At 64.1% G+C, this 13412-nt stretch carries 13 protein-coding genes; 5 read left to right on the top strand and 8 right to left on the bottom strand.

Annotated elements, in window-relative coordinates; translation table 11 throughout:
* Positions 1–197: 197 nt before the first annotated feature.
* The 8 genes from Q4543_RS16220 to Q4543_RS16185 form a co-directional block, all read right to left on the bottom strand.
* Complete coding sequence (locus tag Q4543_RS16220; RefSeq protein ID WP_303439871.1) at positions 198–1778, bottom strand: ABC transporter ATP-binding protein; 1581 nt, start codon at positions 1776–1778, stop codon at positions 198–200.
* Between the two features lie 65 nt (positions 1779–1843).
* Positions 1844–2848, bottom strand: a complete 1005-nt coding sequence (locus Q4543_RS16215) for a BMP family protein (RefSeq protein WP_303439869.1) — start codon at positions 2846–2848, stop codon at positions 1844–1846.
* A gap of 151 nt (positions 2849–2999) precedes the next feature.
* A complete protein-coding gene (locus tag Q4543_RS16210) occupies positions 3000–3413 on the bottom strand; it encodes a GNAT family N-acetyltransferase (RefSeq protein WP_303439865.1) in 414 nt (137 codons plus the stop codon).
* Positions 3410–3967, bottom strand: coding sequence for a tRNA (adenosine(37)-N6)-threonylcarbamoyltransferase complex dimerization subunit type 1 TsaB (gene tsaB / locus Q4543_RS16205; RefSeq protein ID WP_303439862.1), 558 nt, complete (start codon positions 3965–3967; stop codon positions 3410–3412). The genes Q4543_RS16210 and tsaB overlap by 4 nt, the downstream gene beginning before the upstream one ends.
* A gap of 4 nt (positions 3968–3971) precedes the next feature.
* On the bottom strand, positions 3972–4532 hold the full coding sequence (locus Q4543_RS16200) for a NifU family protein (protein WP_216002038.1): 561 nt from the start codon (positions 4530–4532) through the stop codon (positions 3972–3974).
* A 93-nt stretch (positions 4533–4625) separates the two neighbouring features.
* Positions 4626–5081, bottom strand: a complete 456-nt coding sequence (locus Q4543_RS16195; RefSeq protein WP_216002037.1) for a universal stress protein — start codon at positions 5079–5081, stop codon at positions 4626–4628.
* Positions 5082–5152: 71 nt separating this feature from the next.
* Positions 5153–6016, bottom strand: coding sequence for a branched-chain amino acid aminotransferase (locus Q4543_RS16190; RefSeq protein WP_303439860.1), 864 nt, complete (start codon positions 6014–6016; stop codon positions 5153–5155).
* A 211-nt stretch (positions 6017–6227) separates the two neighbouring features.
* Entirely contained in the window at positions 6228–7430 is a 1203-nt protein-coding gene (locus Q4543_RS16185) for an aminopeptidase P family protein (protein ID WP_303439857.1), read from the bottom strand.
* Between the two features lie 255 nt (positions 7431–7685).
* Here Q4543_RS16185 and Q4543_RS16180 point away from each other — a divergent pair, with 255 nt between their 5' ends.
* The 5 genes from Q4543_RS16180 (at position 7686) to uvrC (ending at position 12566) form a co-directional block, all read left to right on the top strand.
* On the top strand, positions 7686–8480 hold the full coding sequence (locus Q4543_RS16180; RefSeq protein ID WP_303439855.1) for a S49 family peptidase: 795 nt from the start codon (positions 7686–7688) through the stop codon (positions 8478–8480).
* Between the two features lies 1 nt (position 8481).
* Positions 8482–8649, top strand: coding sequence for a hypothetical protein (locus Q4543_RS16175; protein ID WP_216002033.1), 168 nt, complete (start codon positions 8482–8484; stop codon positions 8647–8649).
* Positions 8650–8652: 3 nt separating this feature from the next.
* On the top strand, positions 8653–9600 hold the full coding sequence (locus Q4543_RS16170; protein ID WP_303439851.1) for a calcium/sodium antiporter: 948 nt from the start codon (positions 8653–8655) through the stop codon (positions 9598–9600).
* Positions 9600–10379, top strand: a complete 780-nt coding sequence (locus Q4543_RS16165; protein WP_303439848.1) for an SDR family oxidoreductase — start codon at positions 9600–9602, stop codon at positions 10377–10379. The genes Q4543_RS16170 and Q4543_RS16165 overlap by 1 nt, the downstream gene beginning before the upstream one ends.
* 309 nt (positions 10380–10688) lie before the next feature.
* Positions 10689–12566 (top strand): excinuclease ABC subunit UvrC, encoded by a 1878-nt coding sequence (gene uvrC, locus Q4543_RS16160; RefSeq protein ID WP_303439845.1) that lies wholly within the window; start codon positions 10689–10691, stop codon positions 12564–12566.
* The last annotated feature ends 846 nt before the right edge of the window (positions 12567–13412 follow it).

Genomic DNA, 13412 nt, shown 5'->3' with positions numbered 1-13412 from the left:
GGGCGCGCCCTGCGGGCGCGATGGCCTCCGGCGGGGATATTTAGGGCCAGAAGAATCCAGGGCGCGGCGCCCGAGGCCTCTTCTGGCATAAAATATCCCGGGGGAGCCGAAGGCGGGGGCGGAGCCCCCTGCAGCCTCGGCCAGGCGCGGGGCGAGCGGGGTTGCCGTGCCGGAGCGGGGCCGGAAGAAATGGGCGGTCATCTGCGCTGCCCCCGTGCCTCGGGCAGCGGATCGCGGGACCGCGGCTCGGTCACGCCTGCCATCAGTAGCCCCAGTTCGCGCTGGTCAGTTTCCGAGGCAAGCCGTTCGCCCATAATCTCGCCATCGAACATCACCGCGATGCGGTCGGACAGTGCGAATATCTCGTCCAGTTCAACCGACACCAGCAAGATCGCCTTGCCAGCATCGCGCAGGCGGATGATTTCCTTGTGAATGAATTCAATCGCTCCGATATCCACGCCCCGCGTCGGCTGGCCGATCAGCAGCACGTCGGGGTCGCGTTCGATCTCGCGAGCCAGCACGATCTTCTGCTGGTTGCCGCCAGAGAAATTGCGCGCGGCAAGGCCCGGATGTGGCGGGCGCACATCGTAGCGCAGCATCTTGTCCTCGGCTTCGGAGCGGATGGCGGCGTTGTTCATCAGCGGCCCGGTCTGGTATTTCGGATCGCGGTGATAGCCGAACGCGATGTTTTCCCACGCGGCATAAGCCATGATCAGACCTTCGGTCTGGCGGTCCTCGGGGACATGGGCGATGCCCGCTGCGCGCCGCGCCGCGCCGTCCGACCCTGTGCCGCTCAGCGGCAGCGGTGTGCCATTCACCATGACGCTGCCGGTGGCCTGCGCACAACCGCCCAGCACCTCGAGCAATTCCGATTGCCCGTTGCCTGCCACCCCGGCGATGCCCAGCACCTCGCCCGCGCGCACCGTCAGCGACACGCCCTTGAGCCGCTCAACGCCATGAGCGTCGGTATGGCAAAGATCATGAACCTCTAGGATCGGCTTGCCGGCTTTCGCGGGTGCCTTGTCGACGCGCAGCAACACCTTGCGCCCCACCATCAGCTCGGCCAGCTGTTCGGGCGAGGTCTCTGTCGTCTTGACCGTCGCCGTCATCTCGCCGCGCCGCATCACCGAGACGGTGTCGGTGATTTCCATGATCTCACGCAGCTTGTGGGTGATCAGGATGATGGTCTTGCCCTGCGCCCGCAGCCCGTCGAGGATGCGGAACAAATGGTCGGCCTCGGCCGGGGTCAGCACGCCGGTCGGCTCGTCGAGGATCAGGATATCCGCCTGCCGGTACAGCGCCTTGAGGATCTCGACCCGCTGCTGATGCCCGACGCTGAGATTTTCGATCAGCTGGTCGGGATCGACGTTCATCTCGTAATCCTGCGACAGCTGCTTGAGAACACCGCGCGCCCGCGCCAGCGAGGGGCGCAGCATCGGGCCATCCTCGGCCCCGAGAATCACGTTTTCCAGAACGGTGAAATTCTGCACCAGCTTGAAATGCTGGAAGACCATGCCGATGCCCACCGCGATGGCGTCTTGGCTGCCATTGATCTCGGTCTTGCGGCCCGAGATGAACACCTCGCCCACGTCGGCCTTGTAAAACCCGTACAGGATCGACATCAGCGTCGATTTTCCCGCGCCGTTTTCACCGATGATGCCGTGGATTGTCCCGGGCATCACGCGGATCGAGATATCCTTGTTGGCCTGAACCGGGCCGAAGGCCTTGGAGATGCCTTTCAGTTCGATGGCAGGGGCCTGAGAGGGGGCCTTGGTCATGTCGGACACGCCTGTCGGAGAGGGAAAAGGAGGCCGCGTACACGGCCCCCTTCGTAATCACAAGATCAGAAGCTCAGCGCCGGGCAGCTGTCATCCGAGGAATAATCGTGAACCACGATCTCGCCCGCGATGATCTGTTCGCGCGCCGTATCGACAGCGGTCTTCATCTCGCCCGACACCAGCGGCGCGTTGTTGTCATCCAGCGCATAGCCGACGCCGTTCTCGGCAAGGCTGAGCATCATGACGCCGGTTTGCAGATCGGCGCCCTGCGTCATCGCATCGTTGACGGCGACATCGACGCGCTTGAGCATCGAGGTCAGCACCTTGCCGGGATAAAGATGGTTCTGATTGCTGTCGACGCCGATCGACAGGATGTCCTCGTCGGCGGCGGTTTGCAGCACGCCAAGCCCGGTGCCCCCGGCGGCGGCATAGATCACGTCGGCGCCCTGACCGATCTGCGCCTTGGCCAGTTCCGACCCTTTCACCGGGTCGTTCCACGCGGCGGGGGTGGTGCCGGTCATGTTGCTGATCACCTTGGCATCGGGATTGACCGCCAGCGCGCCCTGCGCATAGCCGCAGGCGAACTTGCGGATCAGCGGGATATCCATGCCGCCGATGAAGCCGACCGTGCCCGTTTCCGACGCCATCGCCGCCATCATGCCCACAAGGTACGATCCCTGATGTTCGGCAAACAGCACCGAGAGCACGTTGGGATGTTCGGCCGGATCGACATAGCCGTCGATGGTGACGAACTTGGTGTCGGGATAATCCGCCGCGACCGACGCGATCGGCGAGGACATCGAGAAGCCGGTGGTCACGACGGGGTTGAACCCGGCCTCGGCAAAGCGGCGCAGGGCCTGTTCGCGCTGCGCTTCGGACTGAAGTTCGATGTCCTTGTAGCTGCCGCCGGTTGCCTCGGCAAAAGCCTCCGCCCCCATGAAGGCGGCCTCGTTGAACGATTTGTCGAACTTGCCGCCGAGGTCGTAGATCAGCGCCGGGTCGGCCTGCGCGGCACCCGCCGTCAGGGCCAGCGCGGCGCTGGCGCCGAGAAACTTGGTGAAAAGACTCATGTCGTGCTCCCAGGTGTGGTGGCGGGCGGTCGCGCGCCCTGCTCTTTTCCTGATCCATGCAGATCGTGCCCGATCAAAGCTTTGGCACCGGGACGGGTCAACCGCTTTCTTTCGCGGCTGACGCCGGGTCTTTGCGCATACGCGATGGACGTCAGGTCAACGCCTTCGACATGAGCAGGGCATCGGTCCGCCCACCGCCCGGTTTTGCGTAGTAATCGCGGCGGCGTCCGGTCTGCGCATAGCCCTGCGCCAGATAGAAGGCGCAGGCCGGCGCATTCGACGCCGCCACCTCGAGAAACACCTTGATCGCGCCGCGCTGTCGCGCCTGCGCCTCAAAAGCCGCAAGCACGGCGCGCCCCTGCCCGGCGCGCTGCTGCGCGGGGTCGGTGGCAAGCGCAAGGATCTCGGCCTCGTCCACGATCACCCGACCCAGCGCAAACGCCCCGTCCCTGCACGCCAACACTCTCGTCGGATGGGCGAGGCTGTCGGTAAAATCGGCCTCGGCCCAGGGGTGCATGTAGATGTAGGCGCGGGCGCTGATCGCCGCCAGCTCTGCCGCCGTCACGTCAGGATCGTCGGCGGTGCGTCGCGGGCCGGTGCCGCATCGGCCGGGCGCAGATACAGCGGCGCGGGGCGGGCGCCGGGGACCTTGACCGCCGCCAGCCGGGCGATGCGGACCGCAAGCTCTGCCGGTTCCGGCGGCAAGGTCGCGCCGTTCAGCGTTTCCATCGCCACGGTGCGGATCTGCCCCACCTGCCCTTCGACATGGTAAAGCCCTTGCGGCGCGGGCACCGCCGCCGCCCCCTGCGCATCCATGCGGATCGCCTCGAAGGTGGTGACGCCAAGCGCCGGAATCCCCAGCGACAGCGCCAGCCCGCGCGCCGCCGCAACAGCGATGCGGATGCCGGTGAAATTTCCCGGCCCGGTGCCAACGCCGATCCGGGTCAGGTCGGGCCAGCCGACGCCCTGCGCCGCCAGCAGCTCTTCGAGCAGCGGCATCAGCCGCTCGGCCTGACCGCGCGACATGTCTTCGGAATGGCGCGCGATCACGACGCCGTCTTTCAGCAAAGCGGCCGCGCAATGCGCGGCCGAGCTGTCGAACCCAAGCGTGAGGGTCACTGGATCAAACCGCGACCGGGCGCACCTCGGACACCTCCGGGATGTAATGGCGCAGCAGGTTCTCGATGCCCATCTTCAGCGTCAGCGTCGACGACGGGCAGCCCGCGCAGGCCCCCTGCATATGCAGGTAGACCACGCCCCGATCAAAGCCGTGGAAGGTGATGTCGCCGCCATCCTGCGCCACTGCCGGGCGCACGCGCGTGTCGAGCAATTCCTTGATCTGAGTCACGATTTCAGCATCTTCGCCATCAAAAGCCGCATGACCAGATGCGCCACCCTCGCCCTTCATCACCGGATCGCCCGACTGGAAATGTTCCATGATCGCGCCCAGCACGGCGGGTTTGACATGATCCCAGTCGGCAGCTTCGTCTTTCGTAACGGTAACGAATTCCGAGCCAAGGAACACGCCGGTCACGCCGGTCACGCCGAACAGGCGATGCGCCAGCGGAGACACCTCGGCGCCCTCGGCGCTGGGGAAATCCGCAGTGCCGGCCCCAAGCACGGTCTGGCCGGGCAGGAACTTCAGCGTCGCGGGGTTCGGGGTCGATTCGGTCTGAATGAACATCGTAGGGGTACCTTTTGCGGGGGCACCCCATATATGCGCCTGCCGGGCGCACAGGTCAAGGTTTGGAACGGTTCTAAACTTTGCTCAAAAACCTCAGGTGATCATCTCCAGCCGCTCCTTGGACATATCGCCCGGAACGATGGTTACCGGAATCGGCAGGCTGCCCGAAGACCGGGTCATCTGGCTGACCAGCGGCCCCGGCCCCTTCTTGCCCGAGGCAGCCCCAAGCACCAGCACGCCGATCGCCTTGTCCTGCGTCACCTGATCGAGGATCTCGGTCACCACATCGCCCTCGCGGATCACCAGCTCGGGGTCGACGCCATGCCGGTCACGCATCCATTTGGCGAACACCTCGTAATGCGCGTGAATGCGCTCGCGGGTCTCTTCGCGCATGATGTCGCCGACACCGATCCAGTGGTTGAACTCGTCCGGCGGAATGATCGACAGGATGATCACCCCGCCAGAGGTGTTTTGCGCCCGCATCGCAGCAAAGCGCATGGCATTGAGGCATTCCCGGCTGTCGTCGAGGATCACGAGGAACTTGCGCATCGGTGTCTCCCTTTCGGCGGGATCATGTCGCAGCGGCGGGGGCGGCGCAATGGGCAGGGCAGCACGTGGGCTCAGACCGTACTATGCGCCCAGTCCCAGTACAATTCGCGGGCGCGCCGGGTCAGCGGGCCCACCTGATAGGTGGTGTCCTCGAACCCTGTCACCGGCGTCACCTTGTTGAGGTTGCCCGACAGGAACACCTCGTCCGCGGTTTCGAAATCGGTGTAGGTCAGAACGCGCTCATGGACCGTCACACCATCGGCCCGAAAATTGGCGATGTGACGGGCGCGGGTGATGCCCGACAGAAAGGTGCCGTTGGCGATGGGGGTGAACAGCTCACCGTCCTTGGCCATGAAGACGTTGGCGGTGGCACTTTCGGCGACATTGCCCATGGCATCGGTCACAAGCGCGTTGGAAAAACCTCGCGCACGGGTTTCGACCAGCATCCGCCCGTTGTTGGGATAAAGACACCCTGCCTTGGCATTGCAGACGGCATCGGACAGCACCGGGCGCCGGAAGCTGGTCTTGCCCAGCGTCTGCGTGGCCTCTGGAGAAGCCATCGGGATCTCTTCTAGCGAGATCGCAAAGCCGGTCGCCTCCTTCGACGGCACCAGCACCGTCTCGTCGCCGTGGATGGCCCAGTACATCGGGCGAATGTAGACGGCCGCGTCTTTCGAAAAGGCCGACAGCCCTTCCCAGACGATCTGCACCATATCCTTGGGGGCGATGGTGGGCCTGAGCATCAACGCCTCGGCCGAGCGATTCACCCGCGCACAATGCAGATAGAGATCCGGCGCCAGCCCGTCCACGAAACGTGCGCCATCGAAAACCGAGCTGCCCTGCCACATGCCGTGATCGGCGGCCTTCATGACCGCAAGGTCACCCTCGTGCCAGGTGCCTTCGAAATAGGTGCGAATCCTCGATCCTGCGGACATGGGGGCGTACTCCAGTATATGCACGCCAACGGTATGCCTGTCGTCGCCGAAGGTCCATCCCTTGCCATGCCGCGCCCGGCCCGGATGCTGGATGCCTCCGGCGGGGATATTTAAGGCCAGAAGAAACCCGGGCGCGGCGCCCCTGCTTCTTCTGGCCCCAAGTATCCCGGGGGAGTCTCCGTCAGGAGGCGGGGGCAGCGCCCCCTCTGCCCTATCCGACGATGTTGAACGCCGGGCCATAGGGGTAGGCCGTGATGTTCTCGTTGCCGCTGTCAGTGATTACCAAGATGTCGTGCTCGCGGTAGCCACCCGCTCCAGGCGTCCCTTCTGGCAAGGTCAGCATCGGCTCCATCGAGATCACCATGCCAGGCTCAAGCACCGTGTCGATGTCTTCGCGCAGCTCGAGCCCAGCTTCGCGGCCATAATAATGCGACAGCACACCGAAGCTGTGACCATAGCCGAAGGTCCGATATTGCAGCAGATCCCGTTCTGCGAAGAAACTATTGATCTGCTCGGTCACCTCGGCGCAAGACGCCCCCGGCTTCAGCAGCGACATGCCAAATTCATGCGCCGCCACATTGGCCTCCCAGATCCGCCGCGAGGCATCATCGACCTCGCCCACGAACAAGGTGCGCTCCAGCGCCGTGTAATAGCCCGAGATCATCGGGAAGCAGTTCAGCGACAGGATGTCGCCGCGCTCCAGCGCCCGCGCCGTCACCGGGTTGTGCGCCCCATCCGTGTTGATGCCCGATTGGAACCAGACCCATGTGTCGCGGTATTCCGCATCGGGGAAGCGTTTGGCGATCTCCAGTTCCATCGCATTGCGCCCGGCCATCGCCACGTCAATCTCGCGCGTACCGACCCGGATCGCATCGCGGATGGCATAGCCGCCGATGTCGGCAACCTGTGCGCCATGGCGGATCAGGGCGATCTCGGCCGCAGACTTGTGCATCCGCTGGCGCATGGTCGCGGCGGCCACATCTTCGGTTCGCGACGGCGCAAGAAAGCTGTCCAGCAACGCCTTCTGGCTCAGCGTCGCGTGATCGGCCTCGTAGCCGATCACCTTGCCGGGCCCGGTCACCGACAGGATCGCGCGCCAGTAGTTGTTGCGCGCCCAGTCTGTATAGGTGATGTTGTCGCCATGGCTGCGCCGCCATGGCTGCGCCGCGTCGATCCCCGCAGATATCGTCACGCTGTCGGCCTTGGTTACCACCAGGGCATAGGGCCGACCGAAGCTGCAATAGAGAAAGCCCGAGTAATACGCGATGTTGTGCATCGAGCTGAGCACGCAGGCGTCGATCCCGGCCTCGGCCATGATCGCACGCAACCCGGCGAGGCGGGCGTCATATTCTTCGGGGGTAAACGGCAACACGCGGTCGCCTTGGTGGAAACGGTAAAATGCCGGTCGGTCCATCACTGGCCCTCCTTCATCGGCGCGGAGGGCCGGATCCGACCCTGCCGCTGTGGCAAAGCAAGATCCCGGCGTTCAGGATGAGTTTTGGGCTGCATGAAGCTGGCGACGCCATCGCCTTGCCCGGCTCTCATTGTGCCGCGATGCTGCGGACAAGGCAAGCAACCGATGCGCCTTGGCCACCCGAAAGGCACTTGCGGCGAGCATCTTTGCCCCGGTGCCTTGTTTCCCTGATGAGCGGTCTCTACATCGCAACAGATGAAACTCTGGAACCGTCTTCGCAAGCGCAGGCCCGTTGTTGCTGTTGTCCGTCTTCAGGGCACGATCGGGACATCGGCTCGCGCATTGTCCGATGCCTCGCTGCGGGCCCTGCTGGAGCGGGCATTCCGCAAGGGGAAGCCTGCTGCCGTTGCTCTTGAGATCAACTCGCCCGGCGGCTCTCCGGTGCAAAGCTCGCTGATCGGCGCGCGCATCCGGCGGCTTGCCGAGGAAACCGGCGTGCCGGTCTATGCCTTCACCGAGGACGTGGCCGCATCCGGTGGCTATTGGATCGCATCCGCTGCCGATGAGATCATCGTCGATCCCAGTTCGATCATTGGCTCGATCGGGGTGATCTCGGCGGGGTTCGGCGCGCAGGAGTTCCTTGCGCGGCAAGGATTCGAACGGCGCGTACACACCGCCGGAGAATCGAAATCCATGCTGGATCCGTTCCGCCCCGAGCGCCCCGAGGACGTGGCCCGGCTGGACCGTTTGCTGGGGCATCTGCACGAGACCTTCAAGGCACAGGTGCGCAGCCGGCGCAGCGACAAGCTGGCCGAAGAACCGGCGCTGTTCACCGGGGAGGTCTGGATCGGACAATCGGCGGTGGATGTGGGGCTTGCCGATCGCGTCGGCCACCTTGTGCCCGTCATGAAAGAGACCTTCGGCGACAAGGTGCGCTTTCGCCGCCTTGAGCAGAAGCGGCGGCTGCTCCCGATGCTCGGACTTCAGATTGCCGAAGACGCCCTGAGCGCGCTCGACGAGCGCGCCGCCTGGGCCCGGTTCGGATTGTAGAATGCTCGCCAAGATCGCCCTGCTGTTTCTCGTCGTCATGGCCGTACTTGGCATTTTCGGAAAACTTCGGGTGCCCGGCGCGGCACGTCTTGCAAACAGGAAATGCCCGCGCTGCGGCCGCTACCGGATTGGCAGCGGCCCCTGCGATTGCGGCAAGAACAAGGGCTGATCTATGGTTTTCCTTTACGCGGGCATCGGATTGGTGATCCTGCTTCTGGCCGGGGATGCGCTGGTGAAAGGGGCAGTGAACCTGTCGCTGCGCATCGGTATTCCGGCGCTTATCGTCAGCCTGACCATCGTCGCCTTCGGCACGTCGGCGCCCGAACTGCTGATCTCGATTCAGGCGGCATTGCGCGACGCGCCGGGCATCGCGCTTGGCAATGTCGTTGGGTCGAACACCGCCAACATATTGATCGTTTTGGGCATTCCTGCCCTGATCACGGTGATGCACACCTCTGGGCATGACACCCGCAAAAGCTACGTGGTGATGATCGTCTCGACGCTGTTCTTCATCGCGCTGGCGTTTCGCGGCGTGTTCGATGCCTGGGCTGGGGTGGCGCTGCTGGTCGCGCTGGCGCTGGTGCTGGGCGATTCCGTGCGCGATGCGCTGCGCCACCGCCGCGATGCGAAAAACGCCATCGACGAGGAAGAGCCCGAAGGCGCCGACCCCGACATGCCATGGTGGAAAATTGCGCTGTTCATCGTGCTGGGCCTGATCGGCCTGCCGCTTGGCGCCGATCTGCTGGTCGACAGCGCCACCGAGATCGCCCAGATGTTCGGCGTGTCGGACACGGTGATCGGCCTGACGCTGGTGGCGCTTGGCACCTCGCTGCCTGAACTGGCGACCACGGTCATGGCGGCGATCCGCCGTCAGGCCGATGTGGCGCTCGGCAATGTCATCGGCTCGAACCTGTTCAATCTGCTGGCAATCATCGGCGTCGCCTCGCTGATCTCGCCGATGCCGGTCGACCCTGCCTTCCTGCGGTTCGATCTGTGGGTGATGCTGGCCGCCTCGCTGCTGCTGATCCCCTTCGTGTTCCTGAAACAGGATCTCGGGCGGGTCTGGGGCGCGATCCTGTCGACGCTCTACGTCACCTATGTCGTGTGGGTGCTGATCTGATGCCGCGCGCGCTGGTCACAGGGGGCGCGAAGCGCCTTGGCCGCGCCATGGCGCTGGAGCTTGCCCGTCGCGGCCATGACGTGGCAGTGCATTACGCCGGCTCGGCCGAGGCCGCCGCCGAGGTGGTGGCACAGATCCGTGCCATGGGCCGCCACAGCGTCGCGCTGCAGGCCGATCTGCTGGACGAGGATGCAACCCATGCCCTGTTGTCCCGCGCGGCCGAGGCGCTTGGCGGGCCGATCACGGGGCTGATCAACAACGCCTCGATCTTCGAATACGACAGTATCGGCTCTGCCACGCTCGACAGCTGGACCCGTCATATGGGCTCGAACCTGCGCGCGCCTTTCGTGCTGACGCAGGCGCTGGCCGCGCAGGTGCCCGAGCCGCTGACCGACGAGCGCGGCGAGCCGGTGGCGCAGGGCGTCGTCGTCAACATGATCGACCAGCGGGTGCGCAAGCTGACGCCCGAATTCATGACCTACACACTGGCCAAGGCGGCGCTGTGGACGCTGACGCAGACCTCGGCTATGGCGCTGGCACCGCGCGTGCGGGTCAACGCCATCGGCCCCGGCCCGACGCTGCAAGGCTCGCGCCAGAGCGCCGCCCATTTCGCCGCGCAGCGCGCTGCGACGGTGCTCGAGAGAGGGTCGAACCCGGCGGATGTTCTGGCGGCGCTGGGGCTGATCCTCGACTCGCCCGGCTTTACCGGACAGCTTTTGTGCATGGACGGCGGGCAGCACCTTGGCTGGCGCACGCCCGACGTGCTGGGGGTCGAATGAGATGACCCATCGTCAAGTTTTGCACCGGTTACAAATCTGTTAATCTATATTTACAAAAATGTTTCATATTCAATGACTTAGCCCACAGGTTCAAATTCTTTCGTTTAATAACAATAACTTATATTTTTGCCTGTTTTTTAATCTCGTTAATGAAGCGGCTTGGAATCAAGGGAAACTCTGCGCTCCCGGAGATTTGCCTACAGAGTTGTCCACAGAAACGGTGGATGTAAATGCCCTTGATCTCGGGCTTTGGCAGTTGCAGCAAACCGGGGAGAATCGCGCCCCGAAACGTGACGATACGGAAAGCGGATGACCGACGCCGAGACCCCACAGACCACCCCGCCCAAACGCGGCCACGAGGTGATCCAGGCCTATCTGAGAACGCTGGAAACCAGCCCCGGCGTCTACCGGATGCTGGATGACCAGAGCCGGGTTCTGTACGTCGGCAAGGCGCGCAACCTGAAGGCGCGCGTATCGTCCTATGCGCGCCCCGCGGGACATTCCCGGCGTATTGAACGGATGATCTCGGAAACCGCGTCGATGATGTTCCTGACGACGCGGACCGAAACCGAAGCGCTGCTGCTGGAACAGAACCTGATCAAGCAGCTCAAGCCCAAGTTCAATGTGCTGCTGCGCGACGACAAGAGCTTTCCGCAGATACAGGTGACCACGGAACATGCCTTTCCGCAGATCCGCAAGCACCGCGGGTCTAAGACCGAAAAGGCCGCCTATTACGGCCCGTTCGCGTCCGCCGGGGCGGTGAACCGCACGCTGAACCAGCTGCAAAAGGTGTTCCTGCTGCGCAATTGCAGCGATTCTCAGTTCACTGGCCGCACCCGGCCCTGCCTGCTCTACCAGATCAAGCGCTGCTCAGGGCCCTGCGTCGGGCTGATCTCTGAGGAAGATTACCGCGCCAGCGTCCGCGACGCGCAGCGGTTCCTTGCGGGCAAATCAACCACGGTGCAGGAAACGCTGGCGGCGCAGATGGCCGAGGCCTCGAACGAGATGGAATTCGAACGCGCCGCCGCCCTGCGCGACCGCATCCGCGCGCTGACGCAGGTTCAGACGGTGCAGGGCATCAACCCGCAGGGCGTGGCCGAGGCCGACATCATCGCGCTGCACATGGAACATGGGCAGGCCTGCGTGCAGGTGTTCTTCATCCGGGCCAACCAGAACTGGGGCAACAAGGATTTCTATCCCCGCGTGGGCGAGGACGTGGACGCCGCCGAGGTGCTCGAGGCCTTCATCGGCCAGTTCTACGACACCAAGGAACCGCCCCGCCTGCTGCTGCTCAGTAACGAGATCGAGAACCCCGACCTTATGTGCGACGCCCTGTCCGGCAAGGCAGGCCGCAAGGTCGACATCGCGGTGCCCCTGCGCGGCGAAAAGGCCGAGCTGATCGAAGGCGCGGCCCGCAATGCCCGCGAAAGCCTCGCGCGGCGGATGTCAGAAACCGCGACGCAGGCAAAGCTGCTGCGCGGCGTGGCCGAAGCCTTCGGGCTGGACGCCCCGCCACAGCGCATAGAGGTCTACGACAACTCGCATATCATGGGCACCAACGCCGTCGGCGGCATGATCGTCGCAGGGCCGGAAGGCTTCATGAAAAACCAGTACCGCAAGTACAACATCCGCGGCGACGAGCTGGTCCCCGGCGACGATTTCGGCATGATGAAAGAGGTGCTGGGCCGCCGCTTCACCCGCCTGCTGAAGGAAGATCCGGGCCGTGACAAAGGCCTGTGGCCCGACCTGCTGCTGATCGACGGCGGCGCGGGACAGGTCTCGGCAGTGGCCGAGATCATGCGCGAACATGGCGTGCAGGACATACCGATGGTCGGGGTCGCAAAAGGCGTCGACCGAGACGCTGGCAAGGAAGAATTCCACCGCACCGGCCAGCGCCCCTTTGCGCTTCGCCACAACGATCCCGTGCTCTACTTCATCCAGCGCCTGCGCGACGAGGCCCACCGCTGGGCCATCGGAACCCACCGCGCCAAGCGGGCGAAATCGCAAATGGCCAACCCGCTTGATGAGGTGCCCGGCGTGGGCGCCTCGCGAAAGCGCGCCCTGCTGGCGCATTTCGGCTCCGCCAAGGCGGTCTCGCGCGCCAATCTCGCCGATCTCAAGGCGGTCGATGGAGTCAGCGCCGCCCTCGCCGAGCGGATCTATGCGTTTTTCCAGGATCAGGCGTAGCAAGGGGGGCGCTGCCCCCGCCGCCTAATCGGCGACTCCCCCGGGATATTTGGAGCCAGAAGAAGCTCAGGCGCCGCGCCGTTGTTTCTTCTGGCCTTAAATATCCCCGCCGGAGGCAGGCCGACCACCGCTGTCAGACACACCTTTTGACTGACGCACCAGTCTTCGAAACGAGCCGTCATTTCGAAATCCATAGCTTCGAGAAAGGGCTTTCGACTTGCCTCAGCCGGGCCATCAATCTGTACTGGAATGCTGCTGGCGATCCGACCCATGGCTTGCCCGGACCGGCGTTGCTGCCGCAACCGCGCCCCCGACGGCATCGATATCTCAGGCTGGGATCGCAACACACCATATTGGGAGGCGGTCATGTTGGAGAGTATCACGGTCGAGCTGGATCTGGCGAAGACTGTGTTCTAGGTTCATAGCGTTGACAGCAAGGTCACTGATATCTAACGCACGGCGCTCCGAAGTGCCCAGGCGCTTGAGGTCTTCTTCAGGTTTCCACACCTGCCTAGTGGCGATGGAGGCTTGCGGAGGCGCGTAAGTCCGGGGCCGAATGCCGGCCGCGGCATCAGTCTCAAGCCCGCCTTTATGAAGCTCTTCCACAAGCGTCAGAAAAGCGATGGTGGCGAGAACCGTAGCTGCTTTGCAGCTACGTACGTTGACGAACGACGCCAAGGCGATGTTCGAGGCGGCGCAGAGACCGAATATGCGCTTTGTTCCCGGCGAAGAGCATTGTGGCAGAATTCGTCGTTGGAACGCGCGTCCCCCTCTTATCTTTCCCGGTAGGACGTCCCCGTTCGCGGAACGTCTCCCCGGAGCGCCTGCAATGTGGGATGTCTGGGT

Origin of the sequence: Salipiger sp. 1_MG-2023 (genome assembly GCF_030547555.1) — a bacterium.
Classification (GTDB): Bacteria; Pseudomonadota; Alphaproteobacteria; order Rhodobacterales; family Rhodobacteraceae; genus Salipiger.
The sequence above is the reverse complement of the archived record's forward strand: the minus strand, read 5'-3'. Positions and strand labels throughout refer to the sequence as shown.